The 19230-nt window shown below is 45.6% G+C and carries 16 protein-coding genes; 4 read left to right on the top strand and 12 right to left on the bottom strand.

What is annotated here, in order from left to right; genetic code table 11:
• Positions 1-43: 43 nt before the first annotated feature.
• The 4 genes from HW560_RS13610 to HW560_RS13595 all read right to left on the bottom strand — a co-directional run bounded on the left by HW560_RS13610 (position 44) and on the right by HW560_RS13595 (position 4341).
• Positions 44-889: a carbohydrate ABC transporter permease gene (locus HW560_RS13610; protein WP_072734634.1), complete on the bottom strand. Its 846-nt coding sequence runs from the start codon at positions 887-889 to the stop codon at positions 44-46.
• Complete coding sequence (locus HW560_RS13605; protein WP_063565348.1) at positions 882-1769, bottom strand: carbohydrate ABC transporter permease; 888 nt, start codon at positions 1767-1769, stop codon at positions 882-884. Before HW560_RS13605 ends, HW560_RS13610 begins: the two co-directional genes overlap by 8 nt.
• A 101-nt stretch (positions 1770-1870) precedes the next feature.
• Positions 1871-3130, bottom strand: a complete 1260-nt coding sequence (locus tag HW560_RS13600) for an ABC transporter substrate-binding protein (protein ID WP_179263468.1) — start codon at positions 3128-3130, stop codon at positions 1871-1873.
• A gap of 182 nt (positions 3131-3312) precedes the next feature.
• Positions 3313-4341 carry a LacI family DNA-binding transcriptional regulator gene (locus tag HW560_RS13595; RefSeq protein ID WP_179263466.1) on the bottom strand — a complete coding sequence of 343 codons (1029 nt, stop codon included), beginning with the start codon at positions 4339-4341 and terminating at the stop codon, positions 3313-3315.
• A 247-nt stretch (positions 4342-4588) separates the two neighbouring features.
• On the opposite strand from HW560_RS13595, the gene HW560_RS13590 reads away from it, so the two are divergent.
• Complete coding sequence (locus HW560_RS13590; RefSeq protein WP_244192784.1) at positions 4589-4963, top strand: iron-sulfur cluster biosynthesis family protein; 375 nt, start codon at positions 4589-4591, stop codon at positions 4961-4963.
• A 91-nt stretch (positions 4964-5054) separates the two neighbouring features.
• Here the strand turns inward: HW560_RS13590 and HW560_RS13585 are convergent, their stop codons facing one another.
• Positions 5055-6875: a S8 family serine peptidase gene (locus HW560_RS13585; RefSeq protein ID WP_090903797.1), complete on the bottom strand. Its 1821-nt coding sequence runs from the start codon at positions 6873-6875 to the stop codon at positions 5055-5057.
• A 312-nt stretch (positions 6876-7187) separates the two neighbouring features.
• Here HW560_RS13585 and HW560_RS34415 point away from each other — a divergent pair, with 312 nt between their 5' ends.
• Complete coding sequence (locus HW560_RS34415; RefSeq protein ID WP_090903798.1) at positions 7188-7526, top strand: winged helix-turn-helix domain-containing protein; 339 nt, start codon at positions 7188-7190, stop codon at positions 7524-7526.
• Between the two features lie 61 nt (positions 7527-7587).
• Here HW560_RS34415 and HW560_RS13575 read toward each other — a convergent pair whose 3' ends face one another.
• Together HW560_RS13575 and HW560_RS13570 are read right to left on the bottom strand one after the other, a co-directional pair.
• Positions 7588-8061: a hypothetical protein gene (locus HW560_RS13575; protein WP_090903799.1), complete on the bottom strand. Its 474-nt coding sequence runs from the start codon at positions 8059-8061 to the stop codon at positions 7588-7590.
• 263 nt (positions 8062-8324) lie between these two features.
• Positions 8325-10382, bottom strand: a complete 2058-nt coding sequence (locus HW560_RS13570) for a methyl-accepting chemotaxis protein (RefSeq protein WP_179263464.1) — start codon at positions 10380-10382, stop codon at positions 8325-8327.
• Between the two features lie 245 nt (positions 10383-10627).
• On the opposite strand from HW560_RS13570, the gene HW560_RS33815 reads away from it, so the two are divergent.
• Positions 10628-11644 carry a hypothetical protein gene (locus tag HW560_RS33815; protein ID WP_257031892.1) on the top strand — a complete coding sequence of 339 codons (1017 nt, stop codon included), beginning with the start codon at positions 10628-10630 and terminating at the stop codon, positions 11642-11644.
• Between the two features lie 176 nt (positions 11645-11820).
• Positions 11821-12777: a phosphotransferase family protein gene (locus HW560_RS13560; RefSeq protein ID WP_179263462.1), complete on the top strand. Its 957-nt coding sequence runs from the start codon at positions 11821-11823 to the stop codon at positions 12775-12777.
• Positions 12778-12954: 177 nt separating this feature from the next.
• Here HW560_RS13560 and HW560_RS13555 read toward each other — a convergent pair whose 3' ends face one another.
• The 5 genes from HW560_RS13555 to rarD form a co-directional block, all read right to left on the bottom strand.
• Positions 12955-13833: an amidohydrolase family protein gene (locus HW560_RS13555; protein WP_090903802.1), complete on the bottom strand. Its 879-nt coding sequence runs from the start codon at positions 13831-13833 to the stop codon at positions 12955-12957.
• A 1-nt stretch (position 13834) separates the two neighbouring features.
• Positions 13835-16987: a GNAT family N-acetyltransferase gene (locus HW560_RS13550; RefSeq protein WP_179263459.1), complete on the bottom strand. Its 3153-nt coding sequence runs from the start codon at positions 16985-16987 to the stop codon at positions 13835-13837.
• Between the two features lie 299 nt (positions 16988-17286).
• A complete protein-coding gene (locus tag HW560_RS13545) occupies positions 17287-17622 on the bottom strand; it encodes a type II toxin-antitoxin system PemK/MazF family toxin (protein ID WP_179263457.1) in 336 nt (111 codons plus the stop codon).
• Positions 17619-17921 carry an AbrB/MazE/SpoVT family DNA-binding domain-containing protein gene (locus tag HW560_RS13540; RefSeq protein ID WP_017687001.1) on the bottom strand — a complete coding sequence of 101 codons (303 nt, stop codon included), beginning with the start codon at positions 17919-17921 and terminating at the stop codon, positions 17619-17621. Before HW560_RS13540 ends, HW560_RS13545 begins: the two co-directional genes overlap by 4 nt.
• Before the next feature lie 420 nt (positions 17922-18341).
• Positions 18342-19220 carry an EamA family transporter RarD gene (gene rarD, locus HW560_RS13535; protein ID WP_090903805.1) on the bottom strand — a complete coding sequence of 293 codons (879 nt, stop codon included), beginning with the start codon at positions 19218-19220 and terminating at the stop codon, positions 18342-18344.
• Positions 19221-19230 lie beyond the last annotated feature (10 nt).

Genomic DNA, 19230 nt, shown 5'->3' with positions numbered 1-19230 from the left:
TCTTGGTCTTCACAACTGGCTTCAACACTGCGTTCACCTCCCGTTACTTGATCCCGCTGCTGCCACCACTGATATTCGCTTCATAGACATAACGCTGTCCGAACAGATATACCAATACCATCGGAATAGTCAGGAACAGAGAAGCAATCATAACGAGGTTCCATGGCGGCATCTGTCCGCCACCAACCGTGGTCAGAAGCTGTACACCGAGCGCCAGTGGCATTTTCTCTGGATCATTAATGTAAATGAGCGGCCCCATGAAGTTCCCCCAGTTATAGGAAAACGAGAAAATGGCGATGGCGGCAAGTATCGGATACGTGAGCGGCATAATGATCTTCCAGTAGATGCCCGGATGTCCCATGCCGTCGATCATCGCAGCTTCATCCAGCGACTTCGGAATACTCATGACGAACTGCCGAATGAGAAATACGTTGAAGGCTCCCGCGAAAAAACTTGGCACAATCAGTGGATAGAATGTATTGATCCAGTCCAGATGACGGAAGATGATAAACTGCGGCACCATTGTCACCTCACCCGGAATCATCATCGTACTAAGCAGTACAATGAACAGGAACCGACTGCCTCTCGCCTTGATCCGAGCGAAGCCGTAAGATACGACCGATGCTGACAACACCGATCCGATAATGGTAATGACAGTAATAATGACTGAATTTTTCAGATAAGTACCCAGATTATTATTCGTGAAGATCGTGTAGAAATTGGACCATTGGAATTCGAGCGGTATGAAGGTAAAGGCTGATTTTACTGTTGTAGCGTCACTCGCCAGTGCGATGGAGATCATGTACAGGAAAGGGGAAGCAAGCAGCACACCGACCAGAATCAGAAAAATGTAAGATATCGTTTTCTCCACAGTGGATGGATTACTCATTTGCTTTTCCCTCCTCGTAATGCACCCATAGCGCCGACGAACGGAACACAACCAGGGTCAACGCCATGATGATGATGAACAGAACCCAGGCAATGGCCGATGCATATCCCATTTTGTAGAACTGGAACGCATTTTGGAACAGGTAAGGAACAACCATCTGGCTGGCATTATCCGGTCCACCCGCTGTAACGATGAATACCTGTGCGAACGTCTGGAGCGCCCCGATCATCCCGGTGACGAGATTGAAGAAGATGACGGGAGTCAGCATTGGAAATGTAATGTGGAAGAACGATTGCGAGCTCTTCGCCCCATCAATGGCGGCGGCCTCGTACAGCTCCTGAGGAATACCTTTCATACCCGCCAGCAGTAGTACCACGCCACCCCCGACGCCCCATAGCGACATGAGGATCAAGGCTGGTTTAACCCAGTTCGGATCAAGCAGCCAGGCAGGACCTTGAATGCCGAAGATGGCAAGTGCCTGGTTGATCAAGCCTTCCGTTGGAGCTAGCAGATGGATAAAGAGCAGTGAGCTTGCAACTACCGGAACCACAGATGGCAGATAGAACAGGATGCGGAAGAAGGTGATACCTTTGATTTTTTTGTTAAGGTAATACGCAATCCAGAGCGAGATGGACATGCCCAGCGGAATCGATATTAATGCGTAGAAGAAGGTATTGCCTACGGATTTCCAGAAGATCGGGTCATCGGTCAACAGGTTTTTGTAATTGTCTATACCGATGAATTCAGGAGACTGGAACAGATCCCAATTGGTGAAGCTCATGTAGATGGAAAACAGGATCGGACCCAGGGTAAGTCCAAGGAATCCAATCAGCCAAGGCGAGATGAAGATATAAAACCATTTCCCGTCCTTTTTTCTCACGTTAAGCCCTCCCATAACGAAGCGAGCAGACGAAACCCGGATTCATTCATGCCGAATTCCGTCTGTCCCCTGTCGATGCTATTTATGCATGTGAACAACCTCTATTTGTAGATTCTTTCCAGTCCGCTCTGAATTTCAGTCACGGTATCATCCAGTGAGGCTTTATTGTTGAAGTAGACACCCAGCTTGTCGTTAATGAGCTTCATCATTTCATTCCATTGCGGATTGAACGGCTCGGCGTAGATGGTGGACTCGCTGAAAGCAGCCATGTTGATTTTCTTACCGCCATATTCCGCATTCAGGAACTCATCACTGGACAGACCTGCCTTCGTTGCCGGAGCATCCTGACCAGCCTTGATCATCGGTAATTGTGCTTCTGGTGTAGTCAGCGCTTCTATGATTTTGAATGCCTCTTCCTTATGTTTGGACGCGTTCGTAATTGTGAAGCCATTGAAGAAAGCGTTGGTCTCTCCCCATATCGGAGAAATGTCCCAATTGATACCTTCCACCTTGGCAAGTGAACCGATATTCCAGAATCCCGTCGTCTCCATGGCAATCTTGCCTTGGGCAAACAATGGGTCAGCACCGATATTTCCCATGTCGGCAATCTCGGTTGGTGTTGGTCCCACACCATGTGTGAAGGTCAGATCATTCATGAATTGCAATGCTTTACGTACTGGCTCGGTATTAAAAGTAGGTTTGCCGCTCTCATCGAACAGGGAACCACCGTTTTGGTAGATCAACTGCATCCATTGCGGCCACCAGCTGCCTGGGTAGTACCCCCATTGAACCGTTTTGCCGTTCTCCTTCACCGTCAGCTTCTGAGCTGCAGCGAGCAGGTCTTCCTGAGTCCATTCCTTGGTCGGATATTCCACCCCAGCCTTGTCGAACAGATCCTTGTTATAGAAGAGCACCATTGCGCCTGCGCGGTCAGGCATTCCGAACTGTTTACCATCGAATTTCATCAGGTTGGCGATGTCGTCAGAATAACGCTCTGACATGTTCACATTGTTGGCCTGGATCATATCATCCAGCGGAACAATTTGGTTTTTGGAGGCGTACGCCTGATAGTTCTCGGCAATCATCATGATGTCCGGTGCGGTTCCTCCGGCGATCATCGTCTGAACCTTTTGGTCATAGTCGCCGGCAACGACGTTCAGTTTCACATTAATATCGGGATAGGTCTGCTTCACAATGTCGAGTCTCTCCTGATAAATCTTCTTCTCGTCCTCCGAGCCCCAGATCGTCATGCTCAGATCAACCTTGCCGCCAGCTGCACCGCTGTCACCCTTGCTACAGGCTGTCAGACCCATTACCATGACCAGCATCAATAACGAAATGACCTTTAAACTTTTTCTCATACCGCACGCCCCCTTGAAATATGAATGGAAGATCAGACAACTGAAACCCGTTTCATGAAATGGGTTTCATAAAGTTTAAAATTAAAACCCGTTCCAGTTTATGAAAGGGGTTTCATTTACGACCTCATTATATTTCACCCTCCGAAGGAATGTCAACGCTTTCTTTTTCAAACATTCCCCAATTATCGTGGTGCGGGTCCAGTACTCTGGCGGACAACAAGCTCTGGTTGCAAAATGGTCTGTTTCTTCGGGTTACCTTGATTAATCAATTCATGCAGCTTGTCCACAGCCAGCTTACCCAGCTGATACGTATTCTGGGACACAGTCGTCAGTTCCGGTATAACGGCACTGGCGAGCGGCGTATCATCAAAACCGACAATGGAAATGTCCTTCGGAATCGATAAGCCATGCTCAATGGTCGCCTTAATCGCACCAATCGCCGTGTAGTCGTTCACACAGATCACCGCAGTTGGAGGATTTCCACGGTCCAGCAGCTTAGACATCTCCCGTTTGCCGTCTTCAATGGAGAAGCTGCCAAGCAGTTGACGCTCTTTCGGAATTTCGAGTCCATGCTCACGCAGTTTTTTCTGAATGGCCTTGACCTTAACCATCGTGGTGGACAACTCCTTCAAACCGCCCACAAAAGCAATATCCCGATGTCCCAGTTCGAGCAAATGTTCAGCAGCCAAAACGGCTCCTGCTCCTTCATCCGTGTACACCCGATGGAATCCGCCTTTGGCAATGTTGCCATTGACCAGCACGATTGGCATACGTTTGCCCATATCAATCAATTCCTGAGCCATATCATCCGGACAGACCTGCATGTTGATTCGTCCACCGAGAAAAATAATGCCATCTACCCGCTTCTCGCGCAAAATGGACAAATACTCGGACTCCCGGCTGTAATCCCCGGCCGTATTGCACAGGAAGAACGTATATCCCAATCCACGTGCCTCGTTCTCAGCCCCCCAGAACACTTCCGGGAAGAACGGATTCGTAATGTCTGGCAGGATGATCGCAATGGTTCCCGTCTCTTTCTTGATCAGACTGCGCGCCTGCGCGTTGGGTTGGAACTGGTGTTTTTCAATGATGGACATGATCTTCTCTCTTGTGCTTGCACGCACAGGTGCCGTATCATTCAGCACTCGGGAGACCGTGGATACGGATACGTTAGCTTCTTTGGCTATGTCATATATGGTAATCGGTGTCATATGTGGAACCATCCTTTTTCTCTAATATTCCTGCTTATCATACCAGATAAGGAATCGGGATGAAATGGGTTTCATTCCGAGGCACCATCACAGCGTCTCCGCGATGATATTCAGGTAATTGAACCGTTCGGTCGGATGGTCCACCAAAGTTATAATTTTCATCGGATTCAGCCTGCTTTCCCTTCTATTTCACACCTTTGTTCCATATATTAGATTGTAAGCGAATTCTTAAGGTGATTAGAGGAGTGTGAACGACGTTATGATCATTCAGGTCAGTCCGCTGGCAGAATCAAGACTTAACGCGATGCTGGGAGATCGGCCGGGCTATTTCAAGCTGTTTTATGACACCGATGGATGCGGATGTGATGGTACTGCTGTGCTTCTGATCGTTAACGAGCCGGACAGTGATGACATTCGGATTGAATCCGATTCGCTTCCTTTCCTTATCAACAAACAGCAGCAGATCTATTTCGAGCCTTGCCTTCGCCTGCAATCAGAGAACAGTTTCCCTTCCTACCGATTGAGCAGTGATTCCATGATCTACGGCAATCATGTCAAGGTCCATGATCTTCGGGATACCGCAGACACTTCGCCGCAGCCGCTCAGTTGGTTCGTACGATAACCTCACTGATCTTGAAACTACACATAGGACAAAAGCCGGCACCCATAAGGGTTGACCGGCTTTTGTTGTGGATTTCTCATTATAATATCTTTCATGGAATTGATATTTGCCCCGCCCAATCCAAGGCATAGGTAGCAGAATCGTAAGCTAAGACTCCTATGGTGTAGTTACCCGTTGCAGTTGGCTTAAAACTGATCGTTTCCTGAGGAAGATCTCCTGCACTACTTTGGATAGCCAAATCTAGTCTTAGTTGACCATTCTGAATAGGCTCAACTCCCGGTTTCCATATAAACAAATCCAAATCTGCACCATTTTCATTATTAATAATCAACGTGTTGGCGAAATAAGCGTCTGTGCTGTTAACCTTAATATTATATAAATTAATGTTGCTCGCTGCTATATTGGTCTGTGCTCTAATATGATTACGATAGTTATCAAAGGAACCTGTTGAAGAACCAGAAGCAGCTTTAATAGTTTGATGTCCTAGGATGAGTCCATTGCCATATACTTTATCATATCCTGACATCCCATAATCTTCTATCTTAAAATCATAATTAAGACTCCCATTACTAGCTTGAAGCATAAGTGCTGCTAATCCGGCAATCATAGGAGACGCCATTGAAGTTCCAGAGTAGGTAATATATTCGCTAGTAGAGTTCGCCTTAGCCGCACGGATAGAAGTTCCAGGTGCTGCAAGTGTAGGACCTACCGATCCTGTTCCCCGGTTGGAGGAAGGATTTAGATACCAGCCTCCTTCGTAAGGGTCAGCCACATTTGCAACGGACAACACGTCTGAACATTTGGCAAAAAGATTAAGTGAGCCATAGTCAGATCCTCCTGATGTATTCCCGGCAGCAACTACTGTAAGTATTCCATTATTTGCTGCACTAGACACCTTATTGCAGAAACTTGCATTAGCCGAGCCTGAACTGCCTATACTCATATTAATGATATCAATTCCATATGTGTCCTTATTAGCAATAACCCAATCCATCGCATTCAGTATGTTCTGGGTAGAACAATTCGTATTACTAGAGCATACCTTGATTCCTACTAGAGCTGCTCCTGGGGCCACTCCGGTTTCTACTCCGGGATCTCCTGCTCCCGTTCCAGCTGCGATACTGGCAACGTGTGTTCCGTGACCCAGATCATCATAAGCTGTAGTTGAGGATGTATTTACAAAGTCCTTCCAACCTAAAATTTTTCCTCCACTCAAATCAATATGACCACCATCAATACCCGTATCAATTACTGCAATAACTGAATCATTTTTGGAATATGACGCCTTTCCATCACGATTACCTGTTACGCCATAGTCACTTCTTCCCTTTTTGATTCCAGTCATCTCGGTCGCACCATTCAAATAGACCTCTGATTGATGTTCATCCGGCTCACCATATACAGAAACTACATCGTCCGGGGTTGAAAGGGATGCTATTTCCTCTAAGTGAACCAGTTGTTCAATTTCGTCTGTTGTTAATGCGGCAAAAAAACTATAACCACCAAAACCATTCAAATCTGTGATATTACCATTGAATATTTCCCATTCTCTTTCTATGAATTCTTCCTTCGTTACAACTGCATCATATTTGAGCATGATACTTACTTCAATTTTTTCTTGTGCATATAATGCTTTAGACTGAAGTCTTTCTTTCAATTTGTCCAGAATTTTTGAAGGAACTGCCAAGGTGTTATATTCCATCCTATTAAGGTTGATAGACAGACTAGTCTCCGTCAGATCGGATTCAGAATCCATTAGATTGACTTGTACTTCAGGAGTGGGCAGAGATTTGATAAAGGGAAAATGATCTGGAGTAATTTGAACCCCATTCGCACTAACAGTTGCAGGCAAAACAAGAAGACAGGATAAGACGCAAAGACTAATACGCTTAACAAATTTCTTTGAATTCATGGACTGGACTCCTCCTTACTAAACATTTTGGAATTCAAGTACTATTTCGAAATAAAAACTAGAAAACCAGGGTTCCCTCCTTTCTTGTAAATGAGTTCAGTAATGATTTCCGTTCGATTAGATGTGTAATTAATTTTTTACAAAACAAGCATACATTAGATTTTTACTTTTAAATCTCACAATTTGTTTAGGTTATCAACAATTCTACATATCCTTCCTAAAATTCGTCAAACAAGGTCTTTCCAATCTAAATTCTATCATCTATAATACACTTATGGAAAATAATGTTTATAGATTATAACGAGGTGAACAATGGATATTTTATCGACCAAGCCCATAATCCTTGATAATCACTGTTATATTGATATCGATCAATCTATTCTCATGAAAAACGGTCTTCCTTTCTCCCTTTCCAGACTAGAACTCCGTCTTCTCCAACGTCTCGCTTATAACCTTGATGAAACAGTCCCCTTGCTTTCGATTTATAAGTTCATGTGGCTCTCAGAGGAAAATATAGATCTTCATCTGCTCTATGTATACATAAACCGAGTTCGTAAAAAAATTGAGGACCATCCAAGAAAACCTCGATTTATTATCTCTGTCAGAGGAACTGGATATATGCTGCGCTCCTATAGTTCTGAAAAATCATAAAAGAAGCCCTTAACTCCGCCAAATCCCCTAGAATCAGCGTAATAAGGGCTTCTCAACCTAATTAATAGATGGACACCGTGTCTGATGGGAGTGAAATGGTAGAGATCGCATCCCATTTACTCACTTCCTCTATTTCGGTGATCGTCAACTTGGCAAAAAAACTGTATCCTCCGAATCCCTCCCTGTCAGTGACAGCGTCCTTGAACGCAGAGAACTTCGTTTTCAAAAATTTTTGTTTGGAGATGTTCAGATCATATCTAAGCATAATACTCACTTCAATCTTTTCTTCTGTTTTATTCAGTTTATATTCGTCTATGAGCGTTTGAAGTGGTTCAAGGATCACTATGTCTTTCACGGTTCTATCTCCATCTTCTTTTTGTTTCTCACTTTTCACCTTATTTGAAGGGCAGTTTTTTTTCACTTTCACCGCTTTGACCACGGGTGCCCTCAGTTGATCTTCTTGAGCTGAAGCTACTGAAGGAATGAATAAGAGACAAGCGATGAAGCCAATGAATACTTTTCTTCGTGTTTGCATCAAGTTCCCACCTTTTCGCTCTAAATTTACAATACTTTCCTATTTAGACGTAGATATAACAGTAAATGTTTCGTTGTTAACCTCACTTTTCCCATAATAATTTTTCCTAATTGATGTCATTGGGTCTCTATTTTATAAAAAAAATAAAACCTCCTCGCCCTTAACTAAACAGGCTTGGAGGTTGAGTTGTATTCTGGTTCAAACTGAACCAAAATCGTTACGCTTTTATTATGCCTTCATGTCAAATGACATCATGCGCTTATTTACTTTGTTTTGAACCGGGAGGATGCTTCAGCAAGCTGTTTGGTCAACCCATCGATGGTCTGTACCATCTCTGCCAGATGCTCGGTCATGCCTGACTGTTCCTCCATCGTCGCGGTTACTTCCTCCACGGATGCGGACACTTCTTCACCCGAAGCAGACAAGTTCTGCGCAGCTCCAATGACGTCATCCTTATCGCGTTCAATGGATTCAATCTCGGAGGCAATGGCCTGAACCTGGTCCATCATTTCATTCATATTTTGGGTAACAAAATTGAACGTTTCCTTGGTCTGGCCTACACTGCTCTTATGCTGTTCAGCAATCGCCTCAATGGCTTGTACACTCCGGTTATTCTGCTCGACATGATCAATCGTCTGCATCACAATCCGCTTGATATCCTCCGATTGGGCTGTAGTCTGCTCCGCCAGTTTGCGGATCTCCGATGCAACGACGGCGAAGCCACGTCCATGCTCACCCGCCCTAGCGGCTTCAATGGAGGCATTGAGTGCAAGCAGTTTCGTCTGATTCGCAATCTCGGTTATCGTACCTGTAATTTGGTGAATGCCGGAGGAACTTTCAGCGAGCTGTACTGTGATTTTGGAAATGTTGGCTACTTCGGTCTCATTCTGTCCGTTTACCGCAATCAACGCATCAATGACCTCATGGTTGCTCCTGAATGCATCCGTGATTTCATCTGCCTTGACCTTCACCGACTGTGACATCTCATTGACGTTCTCAATTTTATTGCCCACATTCATGAACTTATCCACGATCGCTTCCGTATCATTGGCCTGCGACTCCATGGCTCGTGAAATTTCAAACGCCGTTGTCGTGGTTTCGGCAATAGAAGTCGAGGTCTGCTGGGTGGAATGATCCAGTTCGGTTGTACTTGTTTTCAGCACACTGATGGAATGGTTCATGCTGGAAATCAGTTGTTGGTTGCCCGCCGCCATCGTATTAAAGCTGTCCACCAGTTGTTTGAATTCTCCGCTATATTTGCCCTTAGCCTGCACCGTCAAATCCCCGTCTGCAAGTTGTCTGAACAATGCTGTCAGTCTTGTAATGGGTTTGGTAACTAGCAAAGAGATCAGTATTCCTGCAATGACAGACACCGCTATCGCGCTGAACAGGACGATATACATCTGTTTCGCCATTGCCCCTAACGGCTTCTGCACATCACTTAGTTTATCTTCAACAATGATGGTCCAATCCGATCTTGGAATTTTGGAATAAAAGACGACTTTGTCCTCTGTGCTAACATCGCCTTGCTGCAACTGCTTGTTAGAGGGCAGATCAATCAGGGACTGATATTCATTAGACTCAAGCTTCTGCCCCGCCATCTTCTCATCCGCCGAATTGAACATCACTGTACCTACGCGGTCCAGAATAATGACTTTCCCCTCTTCATTAATGTTGATGTTCTGAAGCTGGTCAACGAAAAATGAAGTCGAGGCAGTAGACGCGAGCACGCCTTCCACTTCATTGTTATCATTGTAGATTGGCATTGCAAAGACGGTTCCCAGCGTCCCCAAAGATTCAGAGACTATACCCTCACTGATGACATTCTGTCCTTGCATTGCCTGTTGAAAATACGCACGGCCGGCGCGTTCTCCACCGACCACTTCGGGATTATTCGCTGCAACAACAACGCCGTTCCGGTCCAAGAGAATTAGAACGCTGTTGCCTTCCATCCCTGCGAGGCTGTCTGCCAATATCCCATTGGCTTTATCCGCGAGTTCACTATTTTCCGAGAAAAAAACATCATCATTCTGTCCTTCGCTATTTCGAATCTCCAGCAGGTCCTGGAATGTGCGATGTTTTGTAATTAGGAATGTGGACTGTTCTTCTAACGTCAATGAGGTGAACAAGCCCGCACCAATCCGGTCAGAAGTTGCTTTAATCTCATCCTTGCTTTTGTCGAGGGTAATCACTGCTGCTACAGTGTAAGATAATACCGCAGTTACCGCCAATACGAGGGTTACCAGTAAACTGATCATTAGCGGCAATTTGACTCTGAACGACATGTTGATCATGCGTTCTCTCGCCTTCGCGAATACCAAATGAATCCACCTTCCATTTCATCCTTGATTATGTCCAATATTGTTTGGGTTAACTTTATATCGGTAGATATCAAATATTCCATCAGCAAGGAAAGCGATTTCAAAAAAATATTATTCATGTAAATGGTAAGGTGTATATGTTATGTTTATATATTGATTCTCTCCCAATTTAGGCAAAGTGAAATTTTAAAAAAAGAGCATCTTATCGTAGCTTTATCGTGAACATGTGAAAAGGATGATGAGTTATGAAGGAACGTTTTCCGATTCAAAAATGTATTCCAGTCTTCATTACTCTGCTTCTCTTCATTACGGGATGTAGTTCAGGAAAAGAAGCCCATGAATATCTTTCAATAACGAACACGGAATATGTTAATGGAACAGATCCCAAAGAGGGTATGATCATGCGAGTATACACATACGACATCCAAACGAAGGCTCTAGATAAAATGGCTGATTTGCCTTATAACTCTCAATATCCCTTAACTGTATCTTCCTTAGCAGATGACATCATCTATTATTCAGGAGCAGGAAAAGATAAGGGTAACGAGTTGTTTTCCTATGATATTCAGGCACAAACCACTCAACAATTAAGCTCAGGCTTATTTGCAATTAATTCAATGATTCCGAATACCGTCGATCATACTTTGGTTATGGCTGCTGTTAAAAAGGGGGAACGTCCCGTCAAAGTCATTTTCTTTGATCAGAAAACGCAAGAAATGAACATCTTGAACGATGATGATTCGGATACAACTACATGGGACATATCTTATAACCCAGATACGAATAAAACCTATGCCATCCAATATTCCGAAGAAGAGCAATATATTCATATGGAGCAGTCCAATAAGGCCCAAACACCGATGGTTCCTCCAAACCATACCATCATTGAAATAGATCCTATTTCCATGCAGACGCGTAAGGTCATTGAACTGGATGAGGAACAAATCTTAACTCTGTCCGCGCGTGCAGATCAGATCATGATTGCCACGGCAAAACATATCAATAAATATCCCATTGAATACAGTATGGTGAATATCAGAACAGGGGAAAGAACGAATATTCCCCTTCCTATCAAGGCCAGCAGTGAATTGTACTTGTCCAAAGATGGGCGAGGTTTTTATTTCCTTGGGCAATATGTAGATGCAAACGTCAAACATGAACGAGGAATCTATTACTATGATTTGAAAACGCAAGAAGTCGAAGCTATATTTCTTCAAAAAGAGGGATTCATTAATAATTTTATGCTTCTATCGAAGCCATAACCATTCTGTAATTAGGTTTTTACCAGAAAACACTAGTAAAATAGGGACGTGGGGCGTTCCTGAAAAATACAAGCCCCCCCTCGTTGAATAGATTCACCAATAAAGTGAATGTTCCAATTGTAATTGCAGCGAAGCTCGGTAAACTAATCAACTAATAGGCGTGAAGGAGATAACAGATGAGTAAGGAATCTATCACAGTACAACAATTAATAGAACAGACCATTAATCAGTATGTATCCTCGGATGCTCACATCCTAAACATGGAAAGTAACCCTATCCAATTGGGACTCCAGGCCGTGGAATTGCTTCGACATCATATCGAATTCCTAGTAAATGGAGTACAAAAGGACATTTCTCTCATTACGAAGAAGGCTACGTTCATTGAACGCTCTACATTGTCCAGATTATTTTCACAGGGCGCCAATGTGCCCTTTAGCCGATCAAACGAACCTCCTACTGAAGATCGCAGCTTGATCTGCATTCAGGATGTGGATTACCAAACCGATTATAGCCATCTGGATATGGATCTGCTTCACAATAAAGAATTACGAGCGCTGGCTTACATACATGGAACGAATATGGGGTTAAAAAAAGAAATGCCCTGGATACCCACTGTGGATCTGAATCATATCATCGACATGATGGAAAACCGTTGGAGACCTTCGTGGAACGCCGCCATAGAAAGCCCAGCGTTCATCGAGGAATTTGGATTACCGATCATATCGGAAATTGAAGCTGTAGCCAGTAGCATCTTAGATGATCTTGAAGTTCTAATCAGAGATGAACATATGCATACGATGATCCATAATGATCTGAATCCAGGAAACGTACTGGTACATAACAATGAGGATGTCTATTTTATTGATTGGGAGGAAGCAAGGTACGGTTCCTTGTTCTTCGATATTCCTCTACGCTGTAGCCATATGAGACAAGTAGACATCTATCGGGAGGCCCTAAGTTCCCACGGATACGATATTCCACAATATAAATTCGAAAACTATTTCTCCCTGGCATCCCGATACCTCGGCATCCGCTATATGAGTTGGAACCTTGGGGTATGGGAACAACACTCATATGCAAAAGATGACTTAAAAAAGTATATGAAGATGGTAACTCAACCTTTGTTTTCCTGATCCCCTCCTCATTCCAGGTTAAGCATAAGATGAATTCACTGTTTTGCTGGACAAAAAAGCTCCTGCCACCAGAAGTGACAGGAGCTTACAGGATAGGGATTCAGCATTAACATTGAACATCTATGTTTCCATGACCTACATGGCATACATTTTTCACAGATAATAATGAACTGATGCTTAACCCAGATTTGCAATTCGCTGTTTAATGCGCGGAAATAAACCAAAAGCATTCTCGTAGAATACCTTCTCATGATGCTGTTCCGGCACAAGTCGGCGGACGAATTCTGCATACAGATCGATCGGCGCAAGCGGCCAGTCGGTTCCGAACAGCATTTTCTCGTAATGATCCGAATACACCAGCGCCCGGCGGAAATGATCCATGAACAAGGGCTCGTTCATAAATCGTTCAAAATGGGGCCGATCACCAACAACAAGGCCTGACAAATCTGCGTAAACGTTAGGATTCTTCGCTACGACTTCAGCGGCATCCATCACCCAAGGATCACCCAAATGACAGATCATAAAATTCACACCGCGCTGTTGAAAGGCTAATTCGTCCACGGTCAGCGGATGTGCATACTTGAGCAATCCATTCATCGAATACGTATCCCCTGTATGAATGACCACCGGCACGTTATACTTGGCTGCGAGTTCATAGACTGGTGTGTAGATTTTGTCATACACGTAGTGATGATAGTACCCTGCATATAGTTTAATTCCGGCTACCTCAGGAGCTTGTAATCGTGCTTCAATCCGGTCCAGTTCGTCCTGAGCGTGTTCACCGCCAAGGTGGTTTGGATTAATGCCGACGCATTCCATGAGGAATGAAGGAACCTTTTCTTCCAAATCAAGTCCCATCGGGTTGGGAGAACTGGAATCCGGGAATGCTCCCTTCGTCTGCTCCGTAACCCCCATACCAATGCCAAGAATCACGTCGTTCTTATCAAACTCCGCCTTGAGGCCAGCGGCAGAGTAATCCACTTTCGATAAATCTATTGCCGTTCGATGAAAGCTGTCGATATCCGACAGATGAATGTGAATATCAATAATCGACATGTTAAGCCTCCTTTTTACCTTTTGAAGTTGCAAAGTCTAGCTGCAGAAGGCCGCGTACATCCTCTGGATTCAGAGGCATTTGCCCCAAGATTAGATAGGTCGGCTCTGTCCAGACTGTTTCCCCGTTCAGCAGTGGCAGATTTTGATACACATTGTGACCAAGCACCACATTGTTCACAAACCCCCCAGCGTTCTGATTAGGGTAACGATTCACTGCATGCAGCATGTCTTTACGCGAAACTGCACCCATTCGCAAGAAACCCTTGGCCTGAAAATATCCGTCTACCTTTCCGAGAGGGTACCGCCCTTGCTCGGGGTGTTCCAGCCAACCATCAGCAAAGACAGGCGAGGGTTTGAAGAAATGTTCCTCGGCTAGCGAGTAATCCAGCGCCAATCCACTTTCGTTCGTAACCGAGTGCAGCTCACAAAGAACAGGAACGCCGGGCAGCATAAGGTAATGCTGCTGTAAGGTGATTCCCCGATTCGCTTCATGCTTCTCGATACGGGTCGTGAGCTGAATTCCTTTCCAGACGTTACCGAATTCATCCTTTCGCTCCGTCCATACCGCGCTTCTTTGTTCCAACTGACGGCTGAAACCGTTCATACCTGGGATACCTACACCAAGTCCGCCGTACCACGGATTCCACCAGGAACGCGGGGCTGCTTCCGGATACGTGCTGTCCAGCCATTCTTGACCCTGGTACTTCAAGGAATGCACGACACTTCCGAAGCCGGGGGCAGCTGCCATCGAAAGAACTCCGTTGCTCACCGTGTACACAGGGCCTGCTGGACCTTCTTCAATCACGCAATCAACGGCTGTTCCTGTCTGAGGATACCAGAGGGCGGTACGTTCATGAATCCGATCCTCTCCTCGATATACGGCCCGAACCTTCCAGCCAAATTCACGTTCTTCTGTCGAATCCTTTTCCTCAGGGGAGAATTCCAATTTAGCGGAGCGCAGGTCCTGCTCTCGATTTAATTCCATATCAGCAGCTACGTGCTCTGGTGTGCCACCATTCTGCACGTACAGTTCCAGGTTTCCAGCGAGCGGAACCATTTTCCGTTCAATCAGTTCTGCTGTCAGCACATCCTGGGCGAACGGATTGCCACCACCCAATGCCAGCTCAAGATGGTTGTCCAGCTTCGGTACAACCGGGCTATGCCGTTTTTGGGCGAAAGATCGGAAATCCTGCCATTTGGCAAAGGTATTCAGAGCAAATACGGTCGCCTTCGTTTGCACAACGGCTCCTGCTGGAATACGGCCTAGCTCATGCTGTAACCCCAGCGTGTGTTCCGGACGAAGCAGCTTCAGGGAAGGGTCCCAATAGATACCGCAAGCACCGTACTCTTCCTTACAGAACAACCAGTTCTCTGTAATTTGGGCGCTGTCCCAGTGGCTCGGATCGCCAGAGTACGCATCGCCCATATCTACATAACGGCCTTGGTAAGGGAGAATAAGCCGATTGCCGAAGAAACCAAAGTTCGTCATCAAGAACATATTCTCTTCCAGTTCCGCACTGCGCTTATTCCCAATTTCATGGTGGAATTCCGCAATTCCGTTGGCAAACAGCTTGACGACGGTCTTGATCTCTATACCAGGGAAGTCTTCCGATTCATACAGTGCTTCGAGAACCTGGTTTTCTCCCTCCGGATAGATGTTGACTTCCTTGGCTTGTTTCTTGGAAAACTCTTCTGCAAATGGCTTACCCAGCTTCGGATAGGTCCACCAGAACGTGTGAACCGAGCCAGGGTATTCAATCCACATGTTGTTCTCTTGCTTGCTCATATGGAGGGAGAATGCACCGTTCACGGCCACCCACTGTTCCCCGTTTTCCCCACCATAACGTCCTTGTGTTCCCTTCATTAGAACAGACAGCTTGGTTGTAAAAGATACCGCTTGTCTATCCGTCGGAACAGCCGTTACCTCTACTTCTCGCGAATAGAGACCATACGAACGCAAGGTAAAGGCTACCGGTACAGAGGCTTTCCCTTTTGCAGGAACCGTGAAGCGCACCGAACGTTCTGCCCACTCCAGGAATTCTTCTTCTGGCAGGTCAAAAGTGAACTCTGCTTCGGCATCAAAATTATTCTCCACATTCAGGTATAACTCAGCAGGAGTGCCTGTATAGAGCTCTCTTACGGGCAACACCGTGTTGATCTTGGCCGGGAATTTCGGGGCAACCCCCATACGAAACTCGGCTTTTCTGCCACCGATCAGCCATGTGCTTGTGACAACGGGATGGGTCTTATTCTGACTTTGCTCCTCTTGAACAGGATCAAGATGGAATTCGCCCTCCACGATTACCGTTTCTCCCGGAGCAACCGCTCTTGCAGCGTCCAGCGCAAAACGAATATTTTTGTTGTCCTGACCCTTGATCTCGAACTTCAGCTCGGATGCTGAACGGTTCGTGATCCGGTAGCGAACCTTGTATGCGGAACCAAATACGAGATCATGATCGTCGATCTCTGTGGAAATCTCGTAATCCGGTGTTTCGAGAGCTGTCAGCCCGCGACCCGATTTCTCGAATTCGGCTCGCAAGGAGATATCTCCCTTTTGCCAGGAATAATCAAAGAAATCGAAACCACGCTCCCGTCGGCCATCCGGCTCGATGAGGAGTTCGCGGGTGCTGTCTGCGTACCAATCCAGCTCCTCCAAATAAGGAGCAAGCGCTTCCGTCTGCAAGATGGTCGGGATGAAGTTCATCAGATGCACATTATCATCTTTTTTCTCCCAGAAGAATCCGCATTTCTTGTACATCGGTACAGCCTTGGTGTTACCTGCCCAAGTGAACAGATCCAGGCGAGGCCATCCCGCTTCCACGGTCTTGCGAACGGCATTCAGGATCAGATTACGTCCGACCTTATAGCCATGATAATCGGGACGAACATTCAAAAGCGGCACATACAGGGCATTCTCGTCATAGCGGTAGTGGGCAAAACTGCAGAAGCCAACAACCTCTTTCTCATGAACGGCCAGAAATACATGAAGATTGGACGAAGTCTCCATCTCCCGGCGAACGGTATCCTCCGTTCTCTGGTTGGTGCCACCTCCCCAACTTTCATTGCTGCGGTTCCACATATCAGCAAGTGCGGCAGCGTAGGAGGGATCGTATTCGATAATGCGGATTTGTTCGATAATCGAAGTTATAGTCATATTTGGATCTCCTTATCTTTATCTATAGGATGGTCTTCGTGGTCATTCGATATGGCCTTTGCCCGATAGCCGCAGAGATAATACAGGCCATGTTTGAAGAAGCTGGCGATAGTCTTATCATACTATAAATGGAAACATTTTCAGAGGATTAAAAATCTTTCTTTCCAACTTATCAGTGCCTTTTGGAAGCTCTTGTTCGAAGCGTCAAGAATGGACGAATCTATTTAGGTATGAAAGAAAAAATCCACGTCTTTTAGTTAGACGTGGATTTAGGAATATGATCAGCTACTAATTTTCAATTATGCCAATATAGAACGGACATTGCGTAGAACTGATTTCATAAATTCAGAGCTTGATTCGGCATGCCCCGCAATTTGGATACGTCGTTGCCGCACATCAAGACTCTTCAACTGATCCGTCAAAACAACACCTGAAAATGGCAGGTCTTCTGGTAGTGTAACTTCAAAAGGATAATCCTTGGCTTGGCTCGTTATGGGACATACAACGGCAAAACCCGTTATTTCATTGAATTCAAGTTCTGATAGAACAATAGCCGGTCGTCTCCCGGCTTGCTCATGACCCGCTTGAGGATCAAAGTCAAGCCATATCAGATCGCCTCGCTTGGGAATAATCAAAGTAACTCGTTCCCTTCAGTGCCAAAGTCTATTTCTTCATGTCTTGTATCCTGTTTCACTTTAGAGAGCAAAGTCTTTAGATGGTTACGTAGTTCCTCATTGGACTCTACAGGCTTGGTTTTTGGACGCAACAACAATTCATTATCTTCTGTCACCAAAATCTCAATTTCCGAGCCTTCTTCCAGATTAAGACGTTTAAGCAATTGGTTAGGAATGCGAATTGCACTGCTATTTCCCCATTTGCTAAGTGTGGCTGTAGTCATGGCAATCCCACGCCTTTCGTTTGATTGATGCTCCAATTATACCTCACCTCCCTACAGTTGTATATCTATATGATATACATAAAACAATAAAAGGATACATTGTATTCAACCATAAAATAATGATTGTACAGCCTATGATTACGAATAGATATACCATTGCTATAAAGCAAAATGAGCATATACAAACCCTCGTTTGGTCGAAACGAGGGTTCCCAGTCAGATCATCCCCAACAATGAAAAACAGCTGTAAGCCTTAGACGAAAAAAATGAAGTCCAGACTGCCCCTGTTTTATGGAGCTATGTCCCTCGGTAGCTTACCCTTGTATAATGTGAATTCAATATAGGGTTAGTCACAGTCAATGTAGTGTGCTCAGGTACGTCAGAAACACCAAAAACGGCTCTTTCCGCCATATCGGACGGAAAGAGCCATTTTGATAATACCGGGGTACTTTGCCATCAGCTCGCCTTCGCGAGTTTCGTGCCGCGAATCGATGCCGTAGCGTATACGACGAGCGCTGTCCAGATGAGCGCAAAGCCAACGAGCAGAACCGGCGAGACCGATTCCTTGAATACGAATATGCTCAGTAACAGCATGATCGTCGGCCCGATGTATTGAACGAAGCCGAGCGTTGACAGCGACATCCGGGCGGCTGCTCGCGCAAAAAAGAGCAGCGGCAGCGCCGTGACTACACCGGAAAGAAGCAGTTCGATGAAGGTCGGCGCAGGCAGCGTCCATGCCGTCGTTTTCCCCGCAACTGCCAAATAGATCCAGTAGCCGAGCGCGACAGGCAGGACTACAGCCGTCTCCGAGAATAAGCCTATAGAAGCGTCCTGCTTGATCTTCTTCTTCGCCAGGCCGTATAAGCCAAATGATGCAGCCAGCGAGATTGCGACCCACGGAAACCGTCCATAGTCAATCGCGATGATAAGCACCGCTACGCCAGCAATGGCAATCGCGAGCCATTGACCGCGATTTGGCTTCTCCCGAAGGAAGACAACCGCTAACAAGACGTTCAGCAACGGATTCAAATAATAGCCGAGACTTGTCTCGACGACATGGCCGTTGTTGACCGCCCAGATGAAGATGAGCCAATTGGAAGCGATTAGCAGTCCGCTCGCAGCGAGCGACAGCAAAAGTGAACGGCTAGTCGCAATCTTCTTTATATCACCCCAGCGTCGCTGGGCGGCGACCAGAATACCCATGAAAACGAACGACCACACAACCCGATGCGACAGAATCTCGCCTGCCGGCACTTCGCTAAACAACTTCCAATAGAGCGGGAGAACCCCCCACATGATATACGCAATAATAGCGTTGACCAACCCACTATTCATAACCTAATTT

The sequence above is a fragment of the Paenibacillus sp. E222 genome (assembly GCF_013401555.1).
Lineage (GTDB): Bacteria > Bacillota > Bacilli > Paenibacillales > Paenibacillaceae > Paenibacillus.
Note: the sequence above shows the minus strand (reverse complement) of the source record. Positions and strands in the feature narration are given on the sequence as shown.